Consider the following 26,728-nt stretch of genomic DNA (forward strand, 5'->3'; position numbering starts at 1 on the left):
GCGTCTCTCACCTTAACCTCCCTGCGCCATGTCTCTGCAGCCTGCGAGCGTCTCGATCGATCTGGACAACCTCTGGTGCTACCTGAAGACGCAGGGGGAGCCGGGGTGGGAGACCTTTCCCTCGTATCTCGATCAGGTCACGCCGCGCATCCTGCAGCGGCTGGAGAGGGCGGGGATCAAGGCGACCTTTTTCATCGTGGGCCGGGATGCCTCCCGCGTGGAGAATTGGTCGGCGCTGCGCGCCATCGCAGATGCCGGTCACGAGATCGCCAATCATTCCTTTGATCATGATGTGTCGCTGCCCGGATTTTCCCGGCATGAGCTGCACCGGGATTTCTCGCGGAGTGAGGAGGCCATTCAGGACGCCACGGGGCAGATGCCAGTTGGCTTTCGCGGGCCGGGCTTCTGCATGTCCGGGCTGATGAAAGAGGTGCTCTTCCATCGGGGGTACAAGTATGATGCCTCCTCCCTGCCCACGTTTCTGGGGCCGGTGGCGCGGCTCTATTTCTACTACTTTTCAAACCTGTCTGCGGAGGAGAAGAAAAAGCGCTCCAGCCTCTATGGCGGAGTGGCGGGGGCGTTTCGCACGCTGTGTCCACATGCCATCGAAGGGGATTTCATGGAAGTGCCGGTGACGACCATGCCTCTGGCGCGGGTGCCCATGCATTTGAGTTACCTGCTTTTCCTGGCTCAGCGATCAGAGGCGCTGGCCCGTCTGTACTGGCACACTGCGGTGGGGCTCTGCCGTGCCTCCGGGGTGGGGCCTTCCTTGCTTTTGCACCCCACGGACTTCCTGGATGCGAATGATGTTCCGGAGATGGAGTTCTTCCCCGCGATGCGGATGCCTGCCGACCGCAAGATGACGCTGGTGGACCTCACTCTGCAATCCCTGACTCGCCACTGGCAGACGGGGACGGTGGCGGAGCATGCGCAGGCGCACCTGCCTGTGGAGGCGCTGCGTCCGGTCTTTGCCGAAGATGCGCTGGGTGCCTGATCCTGTTTCGTGCAGAAGGTCGTCTCGATTCGCGCGGCGGCGGTCTTCGTATTGTTCTTTCCCATAACCCCCCCCTCTCCCTAAAACCTCCTTGAACCTCAGCTCCCTCACTGTGAACGCCGCCCATCCGTCTTCCTCTCCCATTCGGGTGGTCCTGCCTGCTTATAATGAGGAGAAGGACCTCCCTCGTCTGCTCGACCGGCTGCAGGTCTCGCTGGAGGCCATCGGGCGGCAGTATGAGATCATCATCGTGGATGACGGATCCAAGGATCGCACGGCAGAGATTGCCGAAGAGGCGGCCGGACGCATGCCGGTGCGGCTGGTGCGGCATGCCGTGAACCAGGGCCTGGGGCGGGCCATGCAGACGGGTCTGACCGTTGCGGCGGAACTTGGTGGCGTGGTGGTGACGATGGATGCGGATAATTCCCACGACCCCTGCTACATCGCAGAGATGGTGGCGGTGCTGGAACGGGAATCCATGGGGCTGGTGATCGCCTCCCGCTTCCGGCCGGGCAGTCAGGTGCAGGGGGTGCCGTGGCATCGCCAGATCTTGAGCTGGGGTTGCTTCCTGGCCATGAAGCTGGTGCTGCCCTATAAGGGGGTGCGGGATTATTCGACAGGATTCCGCGCATACAGCCCGGCGGCCATTCGTGCTCTCGTGGAAAAATACGGCGACCGCCTTGTCGAGGTGAGCGGATTTGCCTGCATGCTAGAGATCCTCGCCAAGCTTCGTGCGGTGGGTGCTCCGGCCAAAGAAATTCCCTATACCCTTCGCTACGATGAGAAACAGGGGGTGAGCAAATTGCGCATCATGCGTACGCTCAGACAGTATGGATCCGTGGTGAGCCGTTTTTGGATGCAGGTGACTGCGGGCGCGTGGCAACGTTCTTTGCTGTTGCTGGTGGCGGATGTCTGAGTTTGTGCTTCAGTGCCTCCACTTCGACTGAGGCATCCCGTGACACAATTTTCTTTCCCTGAACCCGTGGCGAGTTCATCTGCGACGCCGGCGCTGGCCGGTTCAAGCCCACAACCTGACAACAAAGGTGTACAACCCCGGACGGTGGCCATCATCGGTGGCGGCATTGCCGGGCTTGTCTGTGCGCTGCGGCTGGCAGAGGCTGGCCGGCAAGTGACTCTGATTGAGGCTACTGACCAGCTTGGTGGCCTGGGTGGCACCAGTGATCATGATGGTCGCACCTTTGAAAAATTCTATCACTGCATGCTGCCGACAGATGGGCCGCTGCTGGACTTGCTCTCAGATCTGGGCCTGCGTGATGAGGTGTACTGGAAACCGACTACCTTTGGTTATGCCAGTGGTGCGACAATTTTCCCCCTCAACAAGGCACTGGATCTGCTTAAATTCGCGCCTTTGGGTTTTGCCGATCGCATCCGTGTCGGGCTGACCGGCCTGCAAGGGCGTCGGATTTCCAGCGAAGGGCTGGATGACATCACGGCGGTGGAGTGGCTCACCAAGCTCTCCGGCCGCAAGGCCTTCGAAGTGTTCTGGAAGCCGATGCTGCAGGCCAAGTTTGGCGACCGCTATGAGGCGGTGCCAGCATTGTGGTTCTGGTCGCGGTTCAATCGCGAGAAGGGGGACAAGAAAGGGGAGGTGAAGGGGTACATTCGTGGCGGCTACCGTCGGATCGCGGAAATAATTGGGAATCGTATCACTTCCCTGGGGGGTTCAGTCCGTCTGCGTGAGCGGATGGTGATGCTGGATCTGGACCGTGCGGGTCGACCGCTGGTGGTGACCTCCCGTGGCGAGGCATCATATGATCAGGTGGTGATCACCACCCCGTGGCAGGGCATTGACCGCACGCTGGGGGCGAACCTCCGCCGCGCGTTGCCACCGCTGGACATGAACATTGATTATCAGGGCGTGACGAACTGCCTGCTCTTCCTGCGCCGCCCGTTGAGCCCCCATTATTGGGTGGCCACACCGGAGTCCACCTATCCGTTTGATGGGGTGATTGAGACCTCAAATCTCACGGAGGAGACAGACCGTGGGGCCCGCCATGTGGTGTACCTCACGAAGTACATGCACCGGGATGATCCTCGTTTCCGGGAGGATGAGGACCTGCTCTCCATTGAGTGGTGGGTGGCGCTGAAAAAGCTGTTCCCGGACTTGCGTGACCAGGATCTGGAGCGTCGGCAGGTGTTCCGTGCCCCCTTCGTGGAGCCCTTGTACACCACTGGGTACAACGGTCGTCGTCCGCCTGAGGAATTGGTGGCAGGACGGGTGTTCCTCTCGAACACCGCCCAGGTGTATCCCACCGTGACCTCCTGGAATGGGAGTGTGACTCAGGCCATCAAGACGCTTGAGCATGTCCTGGTGAATTGCTAGCAGGTGGCAATTATTGAGGGGGTAAAGGAGTCTGGGAAAGGTCGTTGATCCGGGCGCGGCGGTTGTGCGTCAAGCACGCCGCCGGGAAGTTGCGCTGTGACCACTTGCTTGCCACGAGGGCTGTTGGCTCTGCTGATGGAGTGGGGGGATCTCCTGTCGGCAGGAGAAGGCGGTGTCGAGCCACCGGCACTGCAGGACGCTTCACGACGATGAGCGTGCTGGGTTGCGTAGAACTGTACTGAACCGGCTGGAAGCCGGTGTCACCTGGTTCAGCGGTGGCAGTTTACCATTTACCCGCTCACCACTTACCTCTTACCATTCACCGGCTTGGCTCACTCCGCCCAGTTGGAGGCGGGGTAGCTGCCGAGGATCTTGATGGCGTCGCCATCGCTGACCACCTCGTCGAGGGCAGTCTTGAGGTTGTCGTCATTGCAGTGGCCGGTCACTTCGAGGAAGAAGCGCACGTGGCTCTGGGCAGCGGACTCATCGGAAGGGACGGGCCGGTTTTCGATCTGGCGGACGTTGATGCCTTGTTTGACGAACGCTTCCAGAATCTCCAGCAGGGTGCCCACGCGATCGCGGGCGGTGACCATGAGGAGGGTGTGATCGTTGCCGGTGGGGGGGCGGGGCGGCGGCCCAGAATGATGAAGCGGGCCTGAGAGGCGCTGTCATCGATGGACGTGGCGATGATCTTCAAGCCCTGGAGCTCAGCTCCCAGGGCGGTGCCCAGTGCCGCTGAGTGGGGGTGTTCACAAGCGAAGGCGGCGGCCTGGCTGGTGGAGGGGGCTTCCCGCAGTTCTGCGTCGGGGAAATTCACCGCGAGCCACTTGCGGCATTGGGAAATCACCTGCGGATGCCCGTAGATGTAGTCCACCGTATCGCGTGGACCGTTCGACATGAGAACAGTCTCCGTACGCCAGAGGAACTGAGCGTAGATCTGCAAGGGGGATTCCACCAGATGGTCCAGCGTGTGATACACGGCACCTTCCGTGGAGTGTTCGATGGGGAGCACCCCGTAGTCAGCCTCCTGGGTGGCGACGCGCTCAAAGACGTCTTCCGTGCTGGCTTCAGGGAGATAGAGCACGCTGTTCCCAAAGCGGCTGATGGCGGCTTGGTGGGTCCAGGAGCCGGCGGGCCCAAGAAAGGCAATGCGCAGATCCTGCTCCAGCGCCAGGGCGGCGGAGATGATTTCCCGGTAGATGGCGCGGATGGACTTCTCTGGAAGGCGGCCTTTGTGCTCCTTGTTGGACTCGACCAGTTTGCGCAGCAGGCGCTCTTCACGGTCGGGGGCGTAGATTTCCAGGCCTTCCTTGCGTTTGATCTCGCCCACATGGTGCACGAGATCGGCCCGTTCGTTCAACAGCCTCAGTAGCTGTTGATCAACGTGGTCAATGTGTGTGCGTACCTCTTCCAGTGTCATCGTGTGCGAAAAATCCGCCACGATTAAGAGCAAGGCTTTGCAGGGAGGAAAGCAGAAAATGCATCAAGCTGAAACAAGTGTGGATCAGCGGGCCTGTTTAGGGTGATGGCGGGGTGGGATGGGTTGCTCCCGTGGGGTTCTTCTCAGCCGTGAGAGGGCTTTGTCAGTGCGTCAGTGGGCAGTGCGTCAGTGGTCAAGGTGTTGGAACTGACGCCGTGGGGAGGGCATGGCTGGGCCTCTGAGGCATTTATGCCTGACGACGGACCCAACTAAACTTCGGCGGATCGGGAGCTCTAGAGGCCAAGTTCCATGGCGTTCTCGGCCTTCTTCTCTTTCTCTTTGGCCTCGGCCTGTTCCGGGGAGGGGCTCTCGACGGTTTCCTCGGGTGTGGGGAGCTTGACGCGACGGAGTTCGGCTGCGTTGGGGAGATCGTCCAGATGGCGGATGCCAAAATGGTCGAGGAACAGATCGGTGGTAGAGAAAAGGAGGGGGCGACCAGGGAGATCGGCGCGACCGTCCACCTTGAGCAGGTTGCGATCGAGCAACTGCTGCACCATGGCGTCCACTGAGACGCCGCGGACGGCCTCGATGGCTGACTTGGTGATCGGCTGGCGGTAGGCGATGATGGCCAGAGTTTCCAGTGCAGGAGCGCTGAGGCGGGCTGGCTTCTTGCCGGGATAGAGGGCGCGGCACCACTCGCCGAACTCGCCACGTGCGCAAAGGCGCCAGCCAGCGGTGCGTTCGATGATGGTGAAGGACCGGCCGTCCTGCTCGTAGTGGGCTACCAGCTGTGCCAGAGCCTCGCGCACCTGGTCATCGGTGATGGCCTCCATCGCGACCTTCTGCTCATCCGGCTCGACGTTGCTGTCCTGAGCGACTTCCTTGGCCTCGCGCGCAGTTTCCCGGATGGCACGACCCATCTCCACAACAGAGAGGGGCTCTTGTGTGGCGAAAAGCAGGGCTTCAACAATCCGGGTAAGGTCCATGCGATGCGCGAGGTGAGGGGAACGGGGAATGTGGGGAGCGAAGGACAAAGTTCAAGCTTTGATTTCGCGGGAGGAGAGGGCGTTTTTTGGAGACAGGATTAACAAGATTTTGGAAGGATTAACAGGATGGGGAATTGGGGGATGGGGGATGGAGATTTTTAGACAGAATTAACAGAATTTACGGAATTAGGGGGAGGGGTGGCTGGGTATTGGGTGAAGGTTCGCGAGGTCGTGTTGTTTCAGGTCGGGTGTCTGGTGTCTCCCGACATCAGGAGGGGAACAAAAAAGCCCCTTCCGGGTGGAAGGGGCTCGTGGGGAAAGTCAGGCTAGGATTGGTAGCGCTGGCTCAGTTCGCTGTCGCCACCAGAGGGGTGGTGGAGCCGGCGACCGGAGGCGTCCAGGAATCGACGATTTGGACCGTGGTGCCGACAGGGGCGCGGTCGAAGATGAAGTGGGCGCTTTCCAGAGGCATGCGGATGCAGCCGTGGGAGGCGGGGTAGCCTGGGAGTTCACCTTCGTGCATGCCGATGGGCATTTCGCCCACTCGCATCCAGCCTGGAAGGGGGCACTTGTAGATGGTGGACATCTTGCCTTTGCGGACCTTCTCGGTGATCTTGAAGGTGCCACGCGGGGTCATGCGGGGGCCACGGCCGGTGGAGATGGGGGTCTCGAAGGCGATCTGGCCGTCCTTCACCAGGAAAGCGCGCTGGGCGCCGATGTTGACGATGACGCGCAGATCAGAGTGATCGCGGTCCAGCACGTCCCGGTAGTAGCGGGGCCCGTCCTGCACGAGCTTCTGGGTCTTCACCTCAAGTTTTTCCCCTGAGCGGGTCTCGCGCTGGAAGAAGGAGGTGAACTTGCCGCCGGTGGGACGGCCGACGCTGACGCCGTCATCTGCCTTGGCAGAGGCACCGCCGAAGACGAGGGCGAGCATGGCAGCGCTGAGCAGCGCTTCCTTGAGGCCGCGGCCTTCCACTTCAGCCGCATCAAGCAGGATGTAGTGGTTCTGACCGGCGGCGGCACCGTCGTGCCAGGACTGTCCTGGCAGGGAGGAGCGCATTTCCGCCATGGTGCGGCTGTCAGCCAGCCAGATGCCCAGGAAGGAAACGCCCACGCCCTGGGTCTCAGGATGCTGGCGAAGGGTAAGGAGCGGTACGGCCTCACCTGCAAAGCCGAGGGCGGCGATGCCAGCCATTTCGCGAACGGCTTCCGTGAAGACGCGGGCCAGTTCTTCTGGCGTGCCGAGGAAGTGTTCGTCCAAGAGGGCGTCAGACACCTCCTGCATGACTCCCGCCCAGTCGAAGTGGCTCATCGCGGGGCGCACGTTGATATGGGGCTCGCCGGAATCTTCGTCGCTGGAGACTTGGATCAACTGCAGGCTGCTTTCTTCATGCAGCTCGCCGTTAAATTGGACGTCGCCGTTGTCGAGCAGGAACTCGCCGGCGCGGGGGGCGGCGAAGTGCTGGAAGACCTTGAACAACTGACCCGCTGCAGGAGCGGTCGTATCGAAGGCGTTGAAGGACAGATCCTCTCCTTCACCCGGCAGCAGCGCGGCCGGAACGAGGATCGAGAGAGAGGTGGCGGTGGTGGCGACTGCGGACATGACGGTAGGGGTGAGAATGGCAGAAGTACGAGGGTGAGAGCAGGAACTTTGCCCTACGCACTGTTGTAGAGTGCATGTCAACCAGAAATTGTCTGTGACAGGGCAGTTGGAAGTTGAAGTCGTTTGCGCGGTGGGAGCCCGCTGGCGATCTGGTGAAGCAGCCCCTTGGCCTGAAGCGGAGAGAGGTGGGGGAAAATGGAAAGCATGCGGGCCAGCAATGCGGCAGCCCGCGGCGCGGCGAAACTGCTGCCCGTGGCATCACGCCGGATCCCGCCCTTCCACGGCACGTTCACATTCACGCCCAGCGCGGCAAACTCCACGAGGGTGCCGGGTTGATTCCGGAAGAGGCACTCGCGTTCGGGTGTGGCGAGCATGTTGACGGTGATCACCGAGGTGAAGTCGCCGGGCCACTCTGCACGGCGGAAGTCTTCATTGTTGCAGGCTGCCACCACATGGTGGCCGCTGAGGTAGGCGCGATCCACCCACGACTTGAACATCAGGACCTGGGCCTTGAGCCGGGCTCCGAAGCTGCAGTTGAGCACATGGTAGCCGCGTTCTATGGCAAGCTGGGCGCCAAAGCAGATCATCTCACTCTGGGACTGATTGCGGAGGTCCAGCACGCGGAAACTACCGATCTCGGCCTCCGGGGCGATCTCATGCAGGATGCCAGCAACGGCGGTGCCGTGGCCGAACACGTCCTCTCCCCCTGGAGAGGCGGGCACGGCCTCCAGACGGCCATCTTCCTCTACGATGACAAGGTCATCAGCGCGGCGGACGTTGGCTAGATCTGGGTGGCTCCATTCCACGCCCGAGTCCAGCACGGCGATACGAATGCCATGGCCGCGACCACGGCTCATGGCGGCGGCGGCTTGTTCCGGTGTGATCCACGAACCCACGATCAATCAATCAGGCAGGCAGTGTCGTGGGCTCAACTCTCATCCACGCCGATCGCGGCGCAGAGAAGCTTGTGATCGAGCAGGCGGCCGAGGAGTCGGGTGAGGAGGGTGACTTCCTCCATGGCCTCGGGTTCGAATGCGGGAGGTTCCGGGGCTTCCGGGCTGGCCTTGGTGCGGTAGCAGGCGATGAGCCCGCGCATCTGGCCGGAGATGAAGAACGGGGCGAGGATGCGGCTGCAGACGATCACGCCCAAGACTTCGTCCAGCTTGCTGGCACCGGATGGGTTGGAACTGAGGTTGTTTTCGCAGAAGGCCTGCTGAGTGGCGAGCACCATGCCCGCGACACCGCTGTCGATCGGCATGCGGAAGCTGAGGAGCCGACTGGAGACGGGCCCTTCCTGGTGGGCGCAGAGGAGATTGCGGCCGGAGGTGTCCATGAGCCAGATCACGCCCTCGTGAGCACCGGCATCGCTGAAGCAATCGTGAATCAGCCGGGTCATCAAGGGATCCAGGAACTCCTGGAGGTTCGCCGCACGGATCAAACCGGCGAACTGGGTGACGCGCTCCTCAATGGCCGGAACAAGCGGCACCACCCGGGGCTCCGGCAGCCAGCGCATGGTGGTGGTGGTGGAGAAATCGCCGTAGGCGGAGGACATGAGGGGAGTTTATCGTGGCGCCTTCCTGCCGTAAAGCGGGCAATTGCATGGCTCAAACATTGGTGGGAGTGACGATAGGGTGAAGATCGTGTTTGCGCCGATTTTCTCCTTGGTAGTATAGGTGCAGACTGTCGATCCCATGGCCTCCCGAAAAAAGTCCCACATCATCTGGATGGTGCCGACGGCAATTGCCATCGTCCTTGTCGGAGTGGCTTTGAGGCTACAATCGCAAAGTAGTCAAGAATACTACAAGCGTATCCGTGACGAGCTGGCGCAGCGCGCCGCGATGAACGAAGAGCATGAGAGATCCCTCTGTCTCCACCTTCGAGTTGGCGAAATGAATGATGCAGGTCGTTTGCTGTTCTGGCGCTTGAACGACGATTCTCGTGGAGAGCCGTTTTTCCTCGATGAGGAGGATGACTACGGAGCCATCCTGATCAATCAAGGTTCCGATAGCAGGCCACTCGCCCGGTATATTTTTGCATCTCAGTCCACGGGCAAGGTGCTGGATACGAGAAACTATTCCGAGTTCCGGCAGGCCCTGGCAGCAGTCTCCAAATCTTCCACCATCGGGATCTACGAGACCTGCAGCGTCAGTCGGGCTTACGGGCTGCCGAAGGAAATCATCGACAATTTCGACAAAGCCTTGAAACGTTCAGGTGCGAAAGTGGATAAGGAGAATCAGCGGGCAGTCTGCTATTGCTGGAAGCCGTAGTTCAAATGCCCGCCATCGAGCACTGCCAGATCTAGACCAGCGAATGTTGTCCGGGATCTGACAGTTCGAAGCGTCTGCTTGCTCTGACAACGCCGACTGGCTCGTGTAGTCTGTGCCGTCAAAGATGTCCATGGGCACCTGAGTGATGAATGTGGCTCCGGGTGCTTGTCGATGGGGCCTGGAATCACCTGGCGTGTCATGCTGGGAGTGGAGCTAGCTGCGATCTGAAGAGGCTCGATTTTTTGAGAAGATGGATGAAATTATTTTCTTGAACCAGGAGTCAGGCGCGACGCTTTTTCCACCTATGGGAAACTGGGCGAACAGTTTTGGCCACCGAGTCCGGAACGTTTCCTCGTCATCCTCCTGCCAGATGGTCCCGACGGGATCATCTGGGTCCGGGCAGAAACAGGATTCAGGCAGGTCACCTGCAAGTTTCTCGTGAACCTGTGAGGCCACGTACGCGAACTCCTCGAAAGTGGCGTCCCGATCTCCCAGGCCGGGGTAATCCGCCAGAGAGTCCGGGCTGATCAGGGCCTGGTGATACCATTCTCTGCCCCGGCTGATCAGCCAGGACCTGAAGTCTGCGAACCCGTCATCCGAACAACCGCCATTGATGAGATAGGCAGCACCCCAGAGGTCCCAAGAGTAGGCTTGGCGATGATAGGTCGCAAAATGCCGGGCAAATGCGGCGATCTCATCAGCGTGGAGTTTGTGAAGTTCGTTGGCGAGCGTCCCGGCTTGCTCATCCGTATTTCCGGAGCAGGCGTCAAAGCTCTTTTGAATGATCTGCCAGAAGTGTGCTTCCGTCATGTGAGATGGGGGCTATTCGTTCGGGGTAGGGTGTGTCACTTTGTACTTCTGCAGTTTGCCGTCGGTGCTTCTGATAGTGAGCAGGTCATCCGTGAGTGATACGAGATGCAGTTCGCCGCCAAGCTTGTCGTGGATCGGGTCATGGAAAAATAGACGGCCCCGGATGAGGCGCCATCCCATAAGTGGGCTCGTCACCTTGCCACCAGAGCCTGCGGTAACGGCAACATAGCCTCCCTTGCTGAAGGACATGTAGGTGTAATGGTGGGGATCCAATGAGACCACGGAGAGACCTTCGACTTGGTCCTTCCGCCATGGGATCGTATCGTGGAATGCCGTTGCCTCATCGGATGGGGGCGGGAGCATGCGGCACGAAGTTGCGATCAGAATCAGGGTGAGAATTGCCAGCTGGGGAATCATAACGGGGACTTCGGTCGCCAATCTGGTGTCTCAAGCCCGGAAGGTACAGTGCAATCGGTTTTTGTGGCGGATGGAAAAAAGTGCGCGTGGATGAAGTGGTGGCAGCGTGCCTCACCTGACGCGAAAAAGGCGGCACGCTGGTGCGTGCCGCCTTTTGGCAGTGGAAATGGTTGGTCGCCCCGGCTCTGGGGCGGTCGGGGATTGAGAGCCTTCGCGCTATTCCGACAACGCCGGTTGGCTGGTGTAGTCAGTACCGTCGAAGGTGTCCATGGGCACCTGGGTGAAGACTTTGTCGGAGGGGCGGATGACGAAGATCTCACCCAGCACGCGCTCTTGCTCGATCTTCAGGAAGTTGAGCTTCATGAGCTCCAGCATGGCGAGGAAGGTAATGATCACCTCACTGCGGCTGGTGGCCTCGGTGAAGAGGCTCATGAAGGGGACCTTGCCACCCACGGGGAGGACGGAGAGCAGGTAGTCGATCTTGTCGCTGACGGTCCAGCGGTCATCCACGATCTCACGCAGGGTGTGTACGTCCTCGAACTTCTTGAGCACCTTCTGGAAGGCGCGAATGAGGTCGAAGATGCCGATCTGCGGGAGCCCTTCCACGGGGGCGGTGAGGTCAGGAATCTCGGGGTTGGCGGCAAAGAACTCCGCACCGGAACTGTCGCGCACGTGCAGGAACTGCGCGGCGTCCTTGAACTTCTTGTACTCCACGAGCTGGCGGATGAGCTCCCAGCGGGGATCTTCCTCATCGGCCTCTTCATCGGGGGGCTGCACGTCCTTGGGCAGGAGGGTGCGGCTCTTGAGGTACATGAGATTGGCCGCCATCACGATGAACTCACCGGAGAGCTCAATGTTGAGGGCCTTGAAGGTCTCGATGTAGCCGAGGTACTGGCTGGTGATGCGCTCGATGCTGACATCATAGATGTCGATCTCATCCTTTTTGATGAGATAGAGAAGGAGGTCGAGGGGGCCTTCGAAGATTTCGAGCTTAACCTTGTAGTCGCTGTCCGTGTTTTCCACCGCTCCACATAGAGCGGTGGATGCGGGTGTGCAAGTGCCTCTGTGCTAGGCGGAGGCAGCGGGCTCCGGCGCGACGAGGTAGCCACGGGCAACGGATTCAAATTCAGCGACTTGCGATTGCTGCCAGGCGGCGTCTTTGCCCAGTTCGCTTGCAAGCACGGCGGCCACGCGGGGGGCCATGCGGAAGGCGGCCCGGGCGTTCAGCAGCAAGGCGCGGGTGCGACGGGAGAGGATATCCTCCACGGTGCGGGCCATTTCACGGCGCACCGCCCAGAGGACCTCCGCCAAGGTGTAGGGCAGGGCGGGATCGATCGGCTCGCCCAGCGAGGGGTCTTCTGCGATGAGGGCCTGGATCTCGTGGGCATCGGTACCGTACACGCCCAGATTCCCCAGATCGGCGGTGTGGGTGTGATAGCCGTGGATGTTGAGTGTCTTGGTGACGCAGGGCTTGTCGGGCAGATTTCCCAGGGTGGCGGCCTGGTCCACGCAATCCTGCGCCATGTTGCGGTAGGTCGTCCACTTGCCACCGGCGATGCTGAGGAGACCGCTCTGGTCGATATGGATGGTGTGATCCCGGGAAAGGGAGGCCGTGTTCTTGCCATCGCCCACCTTGGCCAGAGGGCGGATGCCAGCGAAGGCGCTGAGGATGTCTGCCCGGGTGGGTTTCTTGTCCAGATAGAGGGCGGCGGTGGACAGCATGAACTCGATCTCCTGGTCCATGGGGACTGGCTCCAGCGGGGCGTGATCGATGGCGGTATCGGTGGTGCCCACCAGGGTGTGGCCATGCCAGGGGATGGCGAACATGACGCGGCCGTCGCTGGTGTGCGGGACCATGATGGCGGTGTCTCCCGGAAGGAAGGAGCGGTCCAGCACGATGTGGGCGCCCTGGCTGGGGGCGATCATGGGCGTGATGTTCGCGTCCGCCAGTTTCCGCACTGCATCGGTGAAGGGGCCGGTGGCATTGATGACCACATGGGCATCCGCGTTGAAAGTTTGTCCTGACTCCTGATCTCTCCAGGTGACGCCATGAACCAGATTGTCGGGTCCTTTCCTCAAACCGGTGACGGGAGCGTAGTTCAGCAACACCGCTCCTTGAGTGGCGGCAGTGGCCGCCATGTTGATGAGCAGACGTGAGTCATCGAACTGTCCGTCGTAGTACACCACCCCGCCCACGAGTCCCTCGGTCTTCACATTGGGCAGACGGCGCAGCGTTTCCTCCTTGGAAATAAACTGGGAGGGGCCGAAGCCGTACTTGCCGGAAAGCATCTGGTAAAGCTTGAGGCCGATGCCGTAGAAGGGGCCTTCCCACCAGGAGTAACTGGGCACGACAAAGGGCAGCTCCGTGACCAGGTGGGGGGCGTTCTGCCGGAGCATGCCGCGCTCTTTGAGGGCTTCCATCACGAGTGCAACGTTGCCCTGCTCCAGATACCGCACGCCGCCGTGCACCAGCTTGGTGCTGCGGCTGGATGTCCCCTTGCCAAAGTCATGCTGCTCCAGCAGGAGCACACTGTAGCCCCGGGTGGCGGCATCCACCGCCACGCCCACGCCGGTGGCTCCGCCGCCGATGATGACGATGTCCCAGGTGCCTTGATGACCCTGGGCCGACTTGAGCATTTCCGTGCGGTTCATAGGAGGAAGGGGAGGGGAAGTTGAGATGCCGCTGCGCGGCTGTTGAGACGCTACGCTGGTTGAGACGGCGCAAGCGCCTGGTTGATAAGTTCGCAGGGCAGGCAGCTCGCTGATTTTTTAAGAGTACGTACCTCGCGTCTGGTGAACAAGACAGAATTGAGCGGGAAGGGTTTCCTATGAGGTGGCGGAAATGGACGGAGTTTCTGCCGGAGCTGGAGCAGGCTGGATGTCCGGCAAAGCCTGGAGCTTGGTCCGGTTCAGGAAAATGCCCGCGGCGATCTTGATGAACAAGGTGTAAAGGATAAGACCAAGGGCCCATATCCCGGCGGTGACTTTCCACTCGATGGCGCTGGGGCGGTACTCGACGATCTCGTGCAGGGTGGAGGGCACGAACCCGGGGATGATGAGGCCCATGCCTTTCTCAATCCAGATGCCGATGAAGGCGAGCACGCAAGCGGTGTTCAGCACCCAGGGATTTGTGAAGACGCTGGGAGAGAGAAGGAGGCCGGCGGCGACGATGACGAGCCCAACGGAGCACCAGATCCAGGGGACCAGCTCGGTGTGGCCGTGCAGGCCGAAGTAGAGATAGCGTCCGGAGGAGGTGTGGGCCCCGCCGGTGTAGAACTCCGTAAACACCTCTGAGACGACCATGAGGAGGTTCACCAAAATGGTGATGCGCATGATGTTCACCAAGGTGCGGATGGGGCCGTCTCCGAAGTGGCGGCCCACGGCCTGCCGGATGACCTGGATGGCGAGCACGATGAATGCAGGCCCTGAAACAAAGGCAGAAGCGAGGAAACGAGGGGCGAGCAGGGCGGTGTTCCAGAAGGGGCGTCCACCAAGGCCACAGTACAGGAACGCCGTGACGGTGTGGATGGAGATGGCCCAGATGATGGAGAGAAAGACAAAGGGCACGTACCAGCGGGGATTGGGCGTGAGGCCCAAGTACCGGGTATAGAGCAGATAGGCGCAGATGTAGGCGTTGATGAAGAGGTAACCGTTGAGCACAATGACATCCCAACTGAGCATGGAGACCGGGAAATTCAGCCTGCCAAAAGGGGGCAGCAGGTGCCAGAAGCGGTCGGGGCGGCCGAGGTCGCACACCACAAACATGAGGCTCATGATGATGGCGGCGATGGCAAGCAGTTCGCCGATGATCACGATGTCGTGCATCTCCTCATCGTGGTACAGATAGGCGGGGATCACCATCATGACGCCGCCTGCGGCCAGTCCGACGAGAAAGGTGAAATTGGCAATGTAGAGCCCCCAGGAGACGTGGTCGCTCATATTGGTGAGCGCCATGCCGTCCCGCACCTGCACGGCCCAGGCATTGGCTCCGACGAGGAAGACGGCGCTGAGGCAGATCATCCAGACGTAGAAGACCTTCCCACCATCCAGAGACTCCAGGGCGGCATTGCCCAAGAATCGGCCAAAGCTCCGCCAGGAGAAGGGGCGGGGGACAACAGGACTGGTTGGCGGAAGATCGCTCATGAGCGGGGTAGGAATGGCCGGTCAGCTGTCGAAGAAGTAGAAGAACTGCGGTTTGAGCCCAAGGTCCTCCTTCAAAATGAAGACACGTTTATGCTCCAGCACCCAGCGGATCTCGGATTTGGGATCGAGGAGATTACCAAAGACCCTGGCCCCGGTGGGGCAGGCTTCCAGGCAGGCGGGCAGGCGGCCGTTCCGCGTGCGGTGCAGGCAGAAGGTGCACTTCTCCATGGTGCCTTGAGGGCGAATGCGGTTGCTCAGGTAGCCCTGGTCGGGGTTGATCTCCTCCTTGGGGATCTCGGGCTTGGTCCAGTTGAACCGACGGGCGTGGTAGGGGCAGGCGGCCTCACAGTAACGGCAGCCGATGCACCAGTTGTAATCCACGACCACGATGCCGTCCGGTTCCTTCCAAGTGGCCTCCACCGGGCACACATCCACACAGGGCGGGTGCTCACATTGCTGGCACTGCACAGGCATGTAGAACTTGTCCGGCTGGGGCACGGGTTTGTCGTAGTTCACATTGCCCTGCTCCATGTCCATGGTGCCCTTCTGCATCTCGAAGACGCGGATGTAGGACTGGTGGGAGGGGCGGTCGTGATTGTTCTCGATGTGGCACGCCTCCGCGCATTTCCGGCAGCCGTTGCAGACGCTGAGATTGAGCGCGTAGCCGAACTTCACGCCCTCTTGAGGCTTCGGATCGGAGATGGTGACCTCCGCGCCGTAGTCGTCCTTGGTTTCCTTTTCCAGGCGGCGCAGCACAATGTTGAGATCCACGAGGGAGAGCTCCTTGTAGTGACGCTGGAGGAACTCATCTGCGGAGATGTTGGCCGCCCACTCAGTGAGTGGGGCGATGGCGCGGGCAAAGGCGGCGGTCCCGAGGGTGGCCCCCACGCCTTTCATGACGGTGCGGCGGGAGACGCACCCGCAGTCAGATTTGCCACAGCCGCCGCCTCCGCCGTCCGTGCCGCCATTGCCTTCCTTGCCCGTGGGACCGTTGCTGCTCATGGTGTGCCGTGGTGGGGTGGGGATGTAGATGTGGCTGGTTTCAGAGAGGTGGTTTCCTGAAGCTGGTGTCCGGGGAGCGGCACCGAGATGCGGTCACGCGGTGGGAAGATCGGCTGAACAAGGGGGAACTTGGGCGCGTGCGGGTCGTGGCAGTTGGTGCAGATGTTTCTGGTACGTGCTCCCCGGGTGAGGTCCCAGTGGCCGTTCATGCCTCCATGGGCACCATGTTGATAGCTCTCCCACTGGTGGCCGTGGCACTGAGCGCAGAGCTGCATGACATCCGTGAACTCCACCCGCTGGTGGTTGGCCAGATGAAGGCTGTTGTAGTCTTGATCGTTGTGGCAGCTGAGGCAGGTGAGATTGCCGTGGACGTAGTTCAGCCCCTGGTGAAACTGCACCAACTGGGCACCGCTATGAGTCTGGAAGTTGGGCTTGGTGGTGGTGTGGCAGGTGCTGCATGCCACCGCGACGGGTTGGCCGCCGGGGTCGGTCGTACCAGTGCTTACACGAGGGGCTCCAGAAGGCAGCCGGTAGTGAACGGGGTGCAGCGTGGCGGGCTCAGGAGCCGGGGCGGCTGGCCCGGCCGCAGCGCCCGCCGCCACAGGCTCCTGCCTGTTGCTGGCGAAGACATGATGGAACACCTGGCCGCCACCAAAGACGAGTACGATGCCACCTGAAAAGATGACCAAGGCGCGGGCCTGTTTTTTGGAAACCGCCATCATCATTATCCTTGCGCAGTGGTTAATTACCGGGAATAATAGCGCGACTCGTGACATCGTGTAAACAAAACAATGTGAGAGCTGCCGTGCGTTAAAAGACAGAACCGGGCCAGCTCTGCGTGCGGGACATCCGCAGAGGGGTTGGAGGAGTCAAAATAGCCATCTTCACAGTGGGGACTGTTGCATCATCATGCCCGTGAGCGGACTTCTCTTAACCTTGTCCACAGAGGAACACGTGGCTGCGGAAGTGGTGCGGCGTTTGCAATCCCGTCGTGAGATCCTCTTGGGGGAGCTGCAGCAGCAGTGGCTGCCTGTCGCGGTGGACGGGTGCGATGAAAGGCACAGCCGCGAGGTGCATGACTGGATTGTCAAGCTGCCGGGGGTGGTGTTTGTCGATGTGGTGTCAGTTCATTTTGAAGATGGCGAGCAGACTTCGTCGCCACACGCTCTGACAGACTGCAAAGCTGCCTGATCTGCCAACACTCCCATGAAGATGAATGCGACGCTGGATCGACGCGAACTTCTGAAACTCTCCGCCCTGGCCGGAGCGGCGGCGGTGGCTGCATCGCGGGCGGGCGTGGCGGCACCGGTCGCGCCGTCAGGAGTGACGGCGGCTAATCCCGATGCCGGTATCAAGTGGGACAAGGCCCCCTGCAGGTTCTGCGGGACGGGCTGCCATGTCCGGGTGGGGGTGAAGGAGGATCGGGTGGTGGCCATTGAAGGCGAGCCGCTCGCGGAGGTGAACAAAGGCCTGCTCTGCGTGAAGGGGTACCATGTGGGGCTGGCCCTGTACGGGCGAGACCGGCTCACGCACCCGATGCTGCGCAAGAACGGGAAGATGGAGCGGGTGAGCTGGGAGGAGGCTGTGGATGTGGTGGCCAAGCGCGTCCTCGCGGCACCGGACAAATTTGCGATCTACGGCTCCGGTCAGTGGACCATCCCGGAAGGGTATGTGGCCAACAAGTTGATGAAGGCTGGCCTTTCCAACAACCACATCGAGCCGAATGCGCGGCTGTGCATGGCCAGTGCGGTGACGGGTTTTCTCAGCGTGTACGGTGTGGACGAGCCGGCCGGCGCCTATGATGACCTTGATCATTGCGATGTGTTGATCCTCTGGGGCAACAACATGGCAGAGATGCATCCGGTGCTTTTCAGCCGGGTGATTGACCGGCGTGCCCGTGGGGGCAAGGTGAAGATCATCGACCTCGGCACGAGGCGCACCCGAAGCTCGGAGTTTGCCGATCACTACCTGGAGTTCAAGCCCAACGGGGATCTCGCGATTGCCAATGGCATCGCCCATCTGCTCATTAAGAACGGGACTTATGACAAGGCGTTTGTGGAGCAGCACTGCAACTTCCGCCAGGACAAGACTGCGGCCTCCTTGAACGGGGAGTCGATGACCTTTGAGGAGTACAAGATGGCTCTGGCACCCTTCACGCCAGAGCATGTGGCAGAGCTCTCCGGCGTCCCAGCAGAGCAGATTCACATGCTGGCGGACCTCTTTGGCCGCCGGGATCTGCATATCACCAGCACGTGGTGCATGGGGTTCAACCAGCACAACCGGGCGACGGACATCAATCGGCTCTGTCACTCCATCCATTTGTTGAGCGGACACTTTGGCAAACCAGGCGACGCTCCCACCTCCCTGACCGGTCAGCCCAGTGCGTGTGGCACCGCGAGGGAGGTGGGAACGATGTGCCACTTTCTCCCCGGTGGGCGATTGGTGGAGAACGCGGAGCATCGTGCAGAGGCCGAGCAACTGTGGAATGTGCCAGCGGGGCGTCTCAAGCCTAAGATGGGCTACCACACGGTGCTGATGTGGGAGAAGTTCTGCACGCCCACGAACCAGGGTGGGGACATCAGTACCATCTGGGTGCAGGTCACCAATCCCGGCCAGTCGCTGCCCAATCTGCACAAACTCTTTCAGGCAAAGAAAGGTCTGGAGGACAAATTCCTGATCGTGTCAGACGTGTACCCGACGGCGACGACGGAACTGGCGGACTTGGTGTTGCCCTCCGCCATGTGGGTGGAGAAGAACGGCCTGTACGGCAACTCCGAGCGGCGTACGCAGCAGTGGTTCAAGATGGTGAACCCGCCGGGTGAGGCGCGCGATGATGCCTGGCAGAATCTGGCCGTGGCGCGGCGGCTGCATGACCTGGGGCATCCGGGGCTGAAAGACAAGGACGGGAAGTTCCTCTTCACCTTCCAGGATGATGCCGGAAAGGAGGTGCCGGTGTGGGAGTGGCCACGGTACTATGAAATGAACGTGGACAAGGTTCTGTTCGAGGACTACCGGCGCTTCTCCCGGGTGAAGCACAAGGACCTGGCTCCGTATGACGAGTATGTGAAGGCTCGGGGATTGCGCTGGCCGGTGGTGCAGCAGGCAGATGGGACCTGGCGGGAGACGCGGTTCCGGTTCGCGGAATTTGATGATCCCTATGTGAAGAAGGGGGCGGGGGTGCAGTTCTATCATTCCTCGACCAAGGATGACCGGGCGCAGGTGTGGTTCGCCCCCTACACGCCTCCGGCAGAGGTGCCGGATGCGGACTACCCTTTCTGGCTGTGCACCGGGCGGGTGCTGGAGCACTGGCACACGGGCACGATGACAATGCGCATCCCGCAACTGCATGGAGCGGTGCCCTATGCTTATGTGGAGATGCACGCCGCCGATGCGGAGGATCGAGACATTGGCAACGGAGACAGCGTGCTGGTGAAGACCCGTCGCGGGGAATTGCGGCTGCCGGTGTGGGTGAACGGGCGCAGTCGGCCACCCCGGGGCAGCCTCTTTATTCCCTTCTTTGATGAACGATTGCTGTGCAACCTGCTGACGTTGGAGGTGACCTGCCCCATCTCGAAGGAGCCTGACTACAAGAAATGTGCGGCCACGGTGGTGAAGGCAGGGCCGCAGGCTGGAAAGGTGGGGAGCATTTGACATGGCGACTGCGCCTTCATCGGATGTTGCCCGCCGCGCGAAGTGGCTGAGGATCGCAGGGGTCTTGGTGGTGACCACATCGGTGAGCGGCTTCTTCATGGGGATGCTGCAGACGCGCTCTCAACTGAACCTGACCGAGCCGCAGCAACTGGTCTCGGATGCACGCGATCTCACCGAAGTGCCTCCAGGCGGGGTGCCGGTGGCGGTGGCCTATGCGAAACAAGACTGGTTAAGGGAGGGCAGCAACGCGCAGTGGCGCAACGACTTGAGCAAGCTGGTGCAGCCGACTGCGTCGGCCGTCCCATTGCCCGTGCGGACTGCGGACGAGCGGGCGGCGGCGGTGAGCCAGCGCATGGAGCGTCGCGCCTACGACGGAGCTCCGCCAGTGGTGCCGCATCCCGTGACGCAGGAGTCGTCGGCTTCCTGCCTGGCCTGTCATGGCCCGGGGCTGGCGGTGAAAGATCGACTGGCTTCGCGGATCAGTCACGAGCACTTCTCAAGCTGCACTCAATGTCATGTGCCCGCCGGTGGCACGGGGCTGCCGACGGCAGAACAGGGGCTGCTGGCGGCCTTTGGCACGGGAAATAACTTTCGTGGGGTGTCGGCTAAAGGAAAGAGCACGAGAGCCTGGCCAGGGGCACCGCCCACCGTGCCGCATCCGTTGCTGATGCGCTCGGACTGCCTGAGTTGCCACGGTCCCGTGGGGTTGCCGGGATTGCGGACGAGTCATCCGGAGCGCCAGCAGTGCGTGCAGTGCCATGTCCAGAGCCCACCCGCAACTCTGGTACCGTTGAGAAATCAAGGGGTGGTGGGAAACGAGGTTGGGAAAGGGGCGGCGGAGTCTGTAGTGAGGATCGATCTGGTGGAGTTTTTGACTCCGCGTGGAACTGATAGAAGGGAGGGGCGGTCGAATGAAGCTCAATGAGTCCTGCTCGCGTCGTGAATGGTTGGCTGAGGTCTTTCAACCGTGGAAGCGCCAGAGAGCGGAGGGCGTTCAAGGGCGGCAGGCGATGCCGGTGACCGTGCCGCCGGCATCAGCTGTAGCCGCTGCGCCTGATCCACCAGTGGCACGGGTGGCAGTGATTCAGGGGCGCTTCTGCGTTGCTCTGACTTCGTTCTGCGCGGTGTGCGTGGAGCGTTGTCCCGTGCCCGGAGCGCTGCAAATTACCCGTGGCATGCCATCCGTGGTGGCAGATAAGTGCACGGGCTGTGGCGTGTGTTTTGACGTGTGCCCCGCTCCGCGTAAAGCGGTGCTGATGTTGCCCCTGGCCGGTAGGTTAGGGGCGGGACCTGTGACGAACATGAATCGTTGATATGAGTATGAGTGCCGTGAACCCTGAGTCAGAAACCCAGTCTGCCCCGGTGCCTCTGCCGGAGCTTCACGGCGGCATGATGAACCGTGAGGAGTTGCAGACAATGTTTGCTGACTATCGCGGGTGCGTGGAAATCACTGAGATCATTCCGAAGTTTGCCGCCCAGGAGCATGTGCCGGAGGTCTCATGCTGGACGCTGGATCATGCGGAAGAGTGGCTGCTGGGACGCAAAGTCCGGGCCGTGCAGGTACGCTATCGCTACGACGGTGGTGAGTGGTGGGACACGGTCATGATGCTGCCGGAGGGGTATCGGTTGGTGAGGATCCGGCATGATTGGTAAGCGGTAAGAGGTAAATGGTGGGTCGGTGAGTGGTAAGAGGAAGATGTGGAGGGGTGTTGGGGAGCGCGCGCATCTTGCGTGCTGTTCCTGGCATCTTGCCGGGAACGTCAGGGGCGATGCGGTTGTGGCATGTCGTGAGGAGAACCGGCCAACCGCGCGCGTTTTGGGGTGGTCACAAAGGAACCGACCCTTCCACGTGCTCAGTCGAAGCTCTTCCTCGAAGAGGATGGGGCTACAAGCCCAACGTTGACGAGCTTCCAGCGAGTCTACGTTGGGTACGGGTGTTGAAGGCATGTACTCCGAAGGAGTTGTGGCGGTCTGCGTGCCTTTCGCATCCAAGGTTCCTTGGCAGAATAAACCAAGAATGGGGCCACTTTTTCCATCGACGGTGGGGCGTCTGTCGCGAGAGCGGCCTTCCGCAGGATTCGTGCGGTCCCCTATGCTTCGTGGAATGGGGATGTCGGGGGGCGGAGTGTCGTAGCTAACTTGGGGTGGCTCCCGTGTCGATAATGTGTTGTTTCAAGGCTGCGAGGCGCTCAAACATCTGATCAAAGGGATCGGCTGCGGGAACGGCTATGAACTCGTCAGGATGGGTCTCGGCAAATCTGATCAAAAGGTCCGCAAGTTCAAGGACGCTGTCAGCCTGCTGTTCGATGGGTTTACGCTGCTCGCGTGTTTGCGCCCAGAAGGTCTCTTGTTCGTCGAGAGTGCCAAACGAGAGTAGCTGGATGTGGTGCTCCCGTAGCGCCTCGGCAGCCTCAAGAGTTTTGAATGCCCCAATGGCGCGAAATGCCTCTGGCTGATTGTAGATCATCGAGACGCGGCGAAACAGATCTCCGTCGTTGGAAAGTGCTTCATAAAAGTAGCGAAGCATTCTCCAGTCTTGCTGACGGGGGCTGAGGATTTGTTGAATCTGCTCCTCGGATGCAAAATGCCATTGCAATCCCAACGCAGATTGGAGCTTTGCATTGATCCCGGTATCGTAGTCTCGCATCAGATCGTTCTTCACCTTGAGAGCCTGATACGCGGCGACCATGGTGGCCTGGTGCTCAGGGGACAGAAGTGGCATGGAGTTCTGAGATTCGCTCATGGGGCTATGTGGCACCACAACTGTAAAATGTCATGCGCGTGAACCAGATGACTGGGAGGTTGGAAGATCAGTCGCGGGGGCGATCCAATGCATCGTGCAAAGGGGATCCTGGGTGGGGATGGAGACGAACAAGAACCGAGACGGTTCTTCTACATTCGAAATGCGTGCCGGAAGGGGCGGACAGAGAGTCCGGGGATGATGGCTGATTCCTCACTCAAATCCCCAGACCGCGCGGGTGCGCCAGCGGTTCTGGCATTGGGGGCAAACGAAGACGCCGTCCGATTGATTTTTCTTCGCGTCCCAACCTTGGGACATGGGAGTTGAACAATTCGGGCAGGGTGCCGAGTTGGCGCGTGCAAGAGTGCGGAACATCCACAGGAACGAGGCGAAGGCGATGATGCCGCCGATGATCTGGACGATGATCGAGTTCCATTTTAGGCCGAGAGCGAAGACGCCGATACCCGCGGCCATGCCGAGCCAGCAACGCAGGAAGTACCCAAAGGTGCGCCGGTAGTGCCCGGGGAGGACGGGGATGTCGGGAGGCGGTGGCGATGGTGAGGGAGTCATGAGAAGAGTGTGGAGTTCATGGATGGCACATGGGGCGTGCAATGTGCTGGCGCTAATCCGGCGAGCCGCCGGGAAAAGCAGGCCGGCGGCCTGCGCTCCCCGAGCTGCTATTTGAGTGACAGGGGCGTATTGTTGCCTCGCCCCCAACTGCTCACCTCTCACACTCACTTCCTACCGACCTTCCGTGCCGTGCGCTTTTTCCCTGCTGCGGCCTTCTTCTCCTGTGGTTCCCATTCTTTGGCGCGCCCGAGGGCTTCGTTCCAGCGGCTGCGGAGCTCCTGGACGCGAGCTTTTGCCATCTTGGGCTCGAACGTCTTGTCCACCTGCCATTGAGTCGAGATTTCGGAGGTGTTTTTCCAATAACCGACAGCGAGACCGGCGAGGTAGGCGGCTCCGAGGGCTGTGGTTTCGACCACGGCGGGACGGATGACGGGGACGCCGAGGATGTCGGCCTGGAACTGCATGAGGGGCTCGCTGCGGGAGGCTCCACCGTCCACGCGGAGTTCAGGCAGTTTCTTCCCAGTGTCGGCGTGCATGGCGTCGAGGAGGTCGGCCACCTGGAAGGCGACCCCTTCCAGGGCAGCGCGGGCGATGTGAGCGGCAGAGGTGTCGCGGGTGAGGCCGACGATGGTGCCGCGGGCATAGGCGTCCCAGTGCGGGGCACCGAGACCGGCGAAGGCGGGTACGAGGAAAACACCGCCGCTGTCCGGGACGGAGGCGGCGAGGAGATCGACCTCCTGCGCAGAGCGGACCAGCTGGAGGCCGTCGCGCAGCCACTGCACAACCGCGCCGCCGATGAACACGCTGCCTTCCAGGGCATACTCAAGCTTGCCCTTGCTGCCAAGCTGCCAGGCCACGGTGGTGAGCAGGCGTTGCTTGGAGGCGACGGGCTTGGTGCCGATGTTCTGGAGCATGAAACAACCCGTGCCGTAGGTGTTTTTGGCCAGGCCGGGCTTCACACACATCTGGCCAAAGAGGGCGGCCTGCTGGTCGCCCGCGATGCCTGCGACGGGCACGTGGGCGAGACCGAGGGAGGTGCTGACCTCTCCGTACACCTCACTGGAGCTGCGCACCTCAGGCAGCATGCTGGCGGGAATCTTGAAGAGCTTGAGCAGCTCCTTGTCCCAGTCGCCGGTGTGGATGTTGTAGAGCATGGTGCGCGAGGCATTGCTCGGGTCGGTGACATGGATGTTCTTGCCGCTCGTGAGTTTCCAGATGAGCCAGGAGTCCACCGTCCCGAAGGCGAGTTTGCCAGCCTCGGCCTTGGCGCGGGCGCCGGGGACGTTCTCAAGGATCCAGGCGACCTTGGTGGCGGAGAAGTAGGCATCGAGGATGAGGCCGGTCTTTTTCTGGATCACCTTGTCATGGCCGGCGGCTCGAAGCTGGTCGCACATGGAGGCGGTGCGGCGGTCCTGCCAGACAATGGCGTTGTAGACGTTCTCACCGGTTTCCTTGTCCCAGACCACCGTAGTCTCACGCTGGTTGGTGATGCCGATCCCAGCGACGTCGCTGGGGCGGATGCGAGCACGGCCCAGGGCCTCAACAGCGACGGCCATCTGGGAGAACCAGATCTCCTGGGGATCGTGCTCCACCCAGCCGGGCTTGGGGAAGATCTGTCGGATCTCCTTCTGGGCGACGGAACAGATTTTGCCGTCGTGATCGAAGAGAATGGACCGCACGCTGGTCGTGCCGGCATCGAAGGACATGATGTAGGAGGACATACGAAAGAAGCGGTGGAAATTGAGGGGGGAGTCAGTGAATTAGAGATAGAGCGCGCGGTGAAGGAAGGCTCCGATGAGACCGCCGATGATGGGGCCAACGATGGGTACGATGGCATAACCCCAGTCGGAGGAACCTTTGCCGGCGATGGGAAGAAGGGCGTGGGCGAGGCGAGGTCCGAAGTCACGGGCGGGGTTGATGGCATAGCCCGTGGGGCCGCCGAGGGAGAGGCCGATGGCGAAGACGAGAAGGCCGACAAGCATGGGGCCGAAGCCGGTGGCCCAGCCTGCATCCACAAGGTTTGTGCTGCTGGGGATGGCGAGGGCTCCGAAGACAAGCACTGCACTGCCGATGGCCTCGCAGATGATGTTGGCGGGGCGGTTCCGGATGGCGGGGATGGTGCAGAAGACGCCGAGCTTGGTGGGCGCATCCTTCGTGGCACTCCAGTGGGGTAGATAAGCAAGCCAGGTCAGAGTGGCGCCCAGGAAGGCCCCGAGGAACTGGGCGATGATGTAGCCGGGCACCAGGGCCGCATCAAACTTGCCAATGGCGGCGAGGGCAATGGTGACAGCGGGATTCAGGTGGGCCCCACTGAGTTTTCCCACCGCATAGGCAGCGAGCATGACACCCAGGCCCCATCCTGCGGTGATGACGATCCAACCGCCGCCATTGCCCTTGGACTTGGTCAGCACCACGTTGGCCACGACGCCATTTCCAAACAGGATGAGGAGGGCAGTTCCGACGAGTTCGGCAAGGTAGGGAGACATGATGGGTGGGTGTTGGTTGTTGGTGTTGAATCTAGCAGTGCGGCAATGTTTGGGATGCTCGGAGGAAGGAGCGTGCTGCTGATGCGTTTATTTTGAAGAATTAGCGTCAATTGTACCGGGAGCGTTGAAGCGAGACAATGGTGAAAGAGGAGGGGGAAGGGAGGGGGGTGAGTGGACGGTAAAAATTGTATGGATTGAGGCATGGAGCGTTTGTTAGGCTGGTTCCATGATTTTTCTGGGTAGCATGTGTAGGTGGCTCTGCGTTTTTGGGGGCTGGGCTGCAATCTTGTCAGCACCAGCTGCGGAGTCGTCTGATTTGGAGGTGGACTCCGGTGAGGTGTTGCAGAATCTCCAGGCTCAGCTGGAGGTGCTGTCTCGACATGAGGTGACATGGGAAAGGGTGTTGTCCCGCCCTCCGAATCCTCTTGTACTGCGAAAGCTTGGGGAGGAGGCGGACGCCATCCGGTTGAGATTAGAGACGGAAAAAGTACCTGACCTCGCACATCATCTGAAGGTGGAGCTTCGTAACGTTGAACGTTGGGCTACGAAGTTCCGGGATGGTGCCGCAGAAACCTCCCGATGGAAGCTCCGATTTGAAAGTTGGGATCGCTATTTTGGGTTGAAAACAGTCGTTCGAGCTGGCCGTGAAGGGGCCCCCCATCGATTCGAGAGCGGTGGGGTATTTCATCGCATAGGGCTAGGCGCAGACGACGGCGACGTTTTGCTCAATACGTTGAGTGCATGTCCTCCAATGACTGTCCTGCACCTCCTGAAGAATGAATCGAGGGGAGCGGGCCTTGATCGGCTTGACGCATGGGGCTTGCGCACAGCTGTTACGGCCCAATCAGGGGCGGCGAACCCGGATCGTTTGATCCTGACAGCGACAATGAAAGGGGCAAGGCAGCGATGGCTGGAAGCGGAGTTCATGCTCGCGGGAATGATCAACACTCGGGTGAGTCGATACTCGGAGAATGAGGAAGTGGAGCGGTACGAGGTGACAACGAAGGAGTCGCCGATGGCCTTTGGGTTCTTGCCAAAAGAGGTGACACACTACCAGATGACAGCCGCGGGACTGGGTGTGTGGGCGAGGTGGACGCTGCTCAGCGTCCAGCCTTTGATTGAGAAGTCAGGCTCTGTCGAGCTTTCGAAGCCGTACAGGGGGCACTTTGTCCTGGGGCAATATGATCGTGCCAATGAGCTGCAAGAGAGAACCACAAGGGAGTTGATCACGATCCGTAAACTGCCTGGACAGCAATAGGCGGAAATGGATGGAGGGGCAGGATGTCGTTGTTTTT

General features: G+C 60.8%; 25 protein-coding genes and 1 pseudogene. 9 read left to right on the plus strand and 17 right to left on the minus strand.

What is annotated here, in order from left to right; all coding sequences use genetic code 11:
• The first annotated feature begins 28 nt into the window (after positions 1 to 28).
• From BV106_RS15790 to BV106_RS15800, 3 genes are all read left to right on the plus strand, one after another.
• Positions 29 to 994 carry a polysaccharide deacetylase family protein gene (locus BV106_RS15790; RefSeq protein WP_051945927.1) on the plus strand — a complete coding sequence of 322 codons (966 nt, stop codon included), beginning with the start codon at positions 29 to 31 and terminating at the stop codon, positions 992 to 994.
• Positions 995 to 1,085: 91 nt separating this feature from the next.
• A complete protein-coding gene (locus BV106_RS15795) occupies positions 1,086 to 1,910 on the plus strand; it encodes a glycosyltransferase family 2 protein (protein ID WP_051945928.1) in 825 nt (274 codons plus the stop codon).
• A gap of 66 nt (positions 1,911 to 1,976) precedes the next feature.
• Complete coding sequence (locus tag BV106_RS15800; RefSeq protein WP_265595727.1) at positions 1,977 to 3,338, plus strand: FAD-dependent oxidoreductase; 1,362 nt, start codon at positions 1,977 to 1,979, stop codon at positions 3,336 to 3,338.
• Positions 3,339 to 3,670: 332 nt separating this feature from the next.
• Here the strand turns inward: BV106_RS15800 and BV106_RS38565 are convergent, their stop codons facing one another.
• From BV106_RS38565 to BV106_RS15825, 6 genes and pseudogenes are all read right to left on the minus strand, one after another.
• A complete protein-coding gene (locus tag BV106_RS38565; protein ID WP_265595728.1) occupies positions 3,671 to 3,931 on the minus strand; it encodes an ACT domain-containing protein in 261 nt (86 codons plus the stop codon).
• Positions 3,932 to 4,023: 92 nt separating this feature from the next.
• A pseudogene (pheA, locus tag BV106_RS15805) lies at positions 4,024 to 4,758 on the minus strand (chorismate mutase); the annotation flags it as partial.
• A 293-nt stretch (positions 4,759 to 5,051) separates the two neighbouring features.
• Positions 5,052 to 5,744: an SMC-Scp complex subunit ScpB gene (gene scpB, locus BV106_RS15810; RefSeq protein WP_051945931.1), complete on the minus strand. Its 693-nt coding sequence runs from the start codon at positions 5,742 to 5,744 to the stop codon at positions 5,052 to 5,054.
• 346 nt (positions 5,745 to 6,090) lie between these two features.
• Entirely contained in the window at positions 6,091 to 7,347 is a 1,257-nt protein-coding gene (locus BV106_RS35685) for a L,D-transpeptidase (RefSeq protein ID WP_051945932.1), read from the minus strand.
• 77 nt (positions 7,348 to 7,424) lie between these two features.
• Positions 7,425 to 8,243: a S8 family serine peptidase gene (locus BV106_RS15820; RefSeq protein WP_038166332.1), complete on the minus strand. Its 819-nt coding sequence runs from the start codon at positions 8,241 to 8,243 to the stop codon at positions 7,425 to 7,427.
• Between the two features lie 32 nt (positions 8,244 to 8,275).
• On the minus strand, positions 8,276 to 8,899 hold the full coding sequence (locus BV106_RS15825) for a GAF domain-containing protein (protein ID WP_038166243.1): 624 nt from the start codon (positions 8,897 to 8,899) through the stop codon (positions 8,276 to 8,278).
• A gap of 139 nt (positions 8,900 to 9,038) precedes the next feature.
• On the opposite strand from BV106_RS15825, the gene BV106_RS15835 reads away from it, so the two are divergent.
• Entirely contained in the window at positions 9,039 to 9,614 is a 576-nt protein-coding gene (locus BV106_RS15835; protein ID WP_265595729.1) for a hypothetical protein, read from the plus strand.
• A gap of 213 nt (positions 9,615 to 9,827) precedes the next feature.
• Here the strand turns inward: BV106_RS15835 and BV106_RS15840 are convergent, their stop codons facing one another.
• The 7 genes from BV106_RS15840 to BV106_RS35690 all read right to left on the minus strand — a co-directional run bounded on the left by BV106_RS15840 (position 9,828) and on the right by BV106_RS35690 (position 16,705).
• Positions 9,828 to 10,424 carry a DUF4240 domain-containing protein gene (locus BV106_RS15840; protein ID WP_051945933.1) on the minus strand — a complete coding sequence of 199 codons (597 nt, stop codon included), beginning with the start codon at positions 10,422 to 10,424 and terminating at the stop codon, positions 9,828 to 9,830.
• A gap of 12 nt (positions 10,425 to 10,436) precedes the next feature.
• Positions 10,437 to 10,787 (minus strand): hypothetical protein, encoded by a 351-nt coding sequence (locus tag BV106_RS15845; RefSeq protein WP_265595730.1) that lies wholly within the window; start codon positions 10,785 to 10,787, stop codon positions 10,437 to 10,439.
• A 270-nt stretch (positions 10,788 to 11,057) separates the two neighbouring features.
• Complete coding sequence (locus BV106_RS15850) at positions 11,058 to 11,864, minus strand: segregation/condensation protein A (RefSeq protein WP_038166252.1); 807 nt, start codon at positions 11,862 to 11,864, stop codon at positions 11,058 to 11,060.
• Between the two features lie 45 nt (positions 11,865 to 11,909).
• Positions 11,910 to 13,493, minus strand: a complete 1,584-nt coding sequence (locus tag BV106_RS15855) for a glycerol-3-phosphate dehydrogenase/oxidase (RefSeq protein ID WP_038166253.1) — start codon at positions 13,491 to 13,493, stop codon at positions 11,910 to 11,912.
• A gap of 174 nt (positions 13,494 to 13,667) precedes the next feature.
• Positions 13,668 to 14,984 carry a sulfate reduction electron transfer complex DsrMKJOP subunit DsrP gene (gene dsrP, locus BV106_RS15860; protein ID WP_081891789.1) on the minus strand — a complete coding sequence of 439 codons (1,317 nt, stop codon included), beginning with the start codon at positions 14,982 to 14,984 and terminating at the stop codon, positions 13,668 to 13,670.
• Positions 14,985 to 15,005: 21 nt separating this feature from the next.
• Positions 15,006 to 15,881, minus strand: coding sequence for a 4Fe-4S dicluster domain-containing protein (locus BV106_RS15865; protein WP_051945940.1), 876 nt, complete (start codon positions 15,879 to 15,881; stop codon positions 15,006 to 15,008).
• A gap of 101 nt (positions 15,882 to 15,982) precedes the next feature.
• Positions 15,983 to 16,705, minus strand: a complete 723-nt coding sequence (locus tag BV106_RS35690) for a hypothetical protein (protein ID WP_265595731.1) — start codon at positions 16,703 to 16,705, stop codon at positions 15,983 to 15,985.
• 217 nt (positions 16,706 to 16,922) lie between these two features.
• Between BV106_RS35690 and BV106_RS15875 the strand changes: the two genes are divergently transcribed.
• From BV106_RS15875 to BV106_RS15890, 4 genes are all read left to right on the plus strand, one after another.
• Positions 16,923 to 17,177 (plus strand): hypothetical protein, encoded by a 255-nt coding sequence (locus BV106_RS15875; protein WP_265595732.1) that lies wholly within the window; start codon positions 16,923 to 16,925, stop codon positions 17,175 to 17,177.
• Positions 17,178 to 17,192: 15 nt separating this feature from the next.
• On the plus strand, positions 17,193 to 19,637 hold the full coding sequence (locus tag BV106_RS15880; protein WP_051945935.1) for a molybdopterin-dependent oxidoreductase: 2,445 nt from the start codon (positions 17,193 to 17,195) through the stop codon (positions 19,635 to 19,637).
• Position 19,638: 1 nt separating this feature from the next.
• A complete protein-coding gene (locus tag BV106_RS35695) occupies positions 19,639 to 20,562 on the plus strand; it encodes a nitrate reductase cytochrome c-type subunit (RefSeq protein ID WP_051945936.1) in 924 nt (307 codons plus the stop codon).
• A gap of 395 nt (positions 20,563 to 20,957) precedes the next feature.
• Entirely contained in the window at positions 20,958 to 21,290 is a 333-nt protein-coding gene (locus BV106_RS15890; RefSeq protein WP_038166257.1) for a hypothetical protein, read from the plus strand.
• Between the two features lie 481 nt (positions 21,291 to 21,771).
• On the opposite strand, the gene BV106_RS15895 is transcribed toward BV106_RS15890, so the two are convergent.
• From BV106_RS15895 to BV106_RS15910, 4 genes are all read right to left on the minus strand, one after another.
• Positions 21,772 to 22,380 (minus strand): hypothetical protein, encoded by a 609-nt coding sequence (locus BV106_RS15895; protein WP_038166259.1) that lies wholly within the window; start codon positions 22,378 to 22,380, stop codon positions 21,772 to 21,774.
• A gap of 210 nt (positions 22,381 to 22,590) precedes the next feature.
• Entirely contained in the window at positions 22,591 to 22,947 is a 357-nt protein-coding gene (locus tag BV106_RS38570; protein WP_265595733.1) for a hypothetical protein, read from the minus strand.
• A 164-nt stretch (positions 22,948 to 23,111) separates the two neighbouring features.
• A complete protein-coding gene (gene glpK, locus BV106_RS15905; protein WP_038166262.1) occupies positions 23,112 to 24,668 on the minus strand; it encodes a glycerol kinase GlpK in 1,557 nt (518 codons plus the stop codon).
• A gap of 39 nt (positions 24,669 to 24,707) precedes the next feature.
• Positions 24,708 to 25,433: an MIP/aquaporin family protein gene (locus BV106_RS15910; RefSeq protein ID WP_038166264.1), complete on the minus strand. Its 726-nt coding sequence runs from the start codon at positions 25,431 to 25,433 to the stop codon at positions 24,708 to 24,710.
• A gap of 820 nt (positions 25,434 to 26,253) precedes the next feature.
• On the opposite strand from BV106_RS15910, the gene BV106_RS38575 reads away from it, so the two are divergent.
• The gene (locus BV106_RS38575) at positions 26,254 to 26,691 is read left to right on the plus strand and encodes a hypothetical protein (protein WP_265595734.1); all 438 of its coding nucleotides are present in this window, start codon (positions 26,254 to 26,256) and stop codon (positions 26,689 to 26,691) included.
• The last annotated feature ends 37 nt before the right edge of the window (positions 26,692 to 26,728 follow it).

The sequence above is a fragment of the Verrucomicrobium sp. BvORR106 genome (assembly GCF_000739655.1).
In the GTDB taxonomy this organism is placed as follows: Bacteria; Verrucomicrobiota; Verrucomicrobiia; order Verrucomicrobiales; family Verrucomicrobiaceae; genus Verrucomicrobium.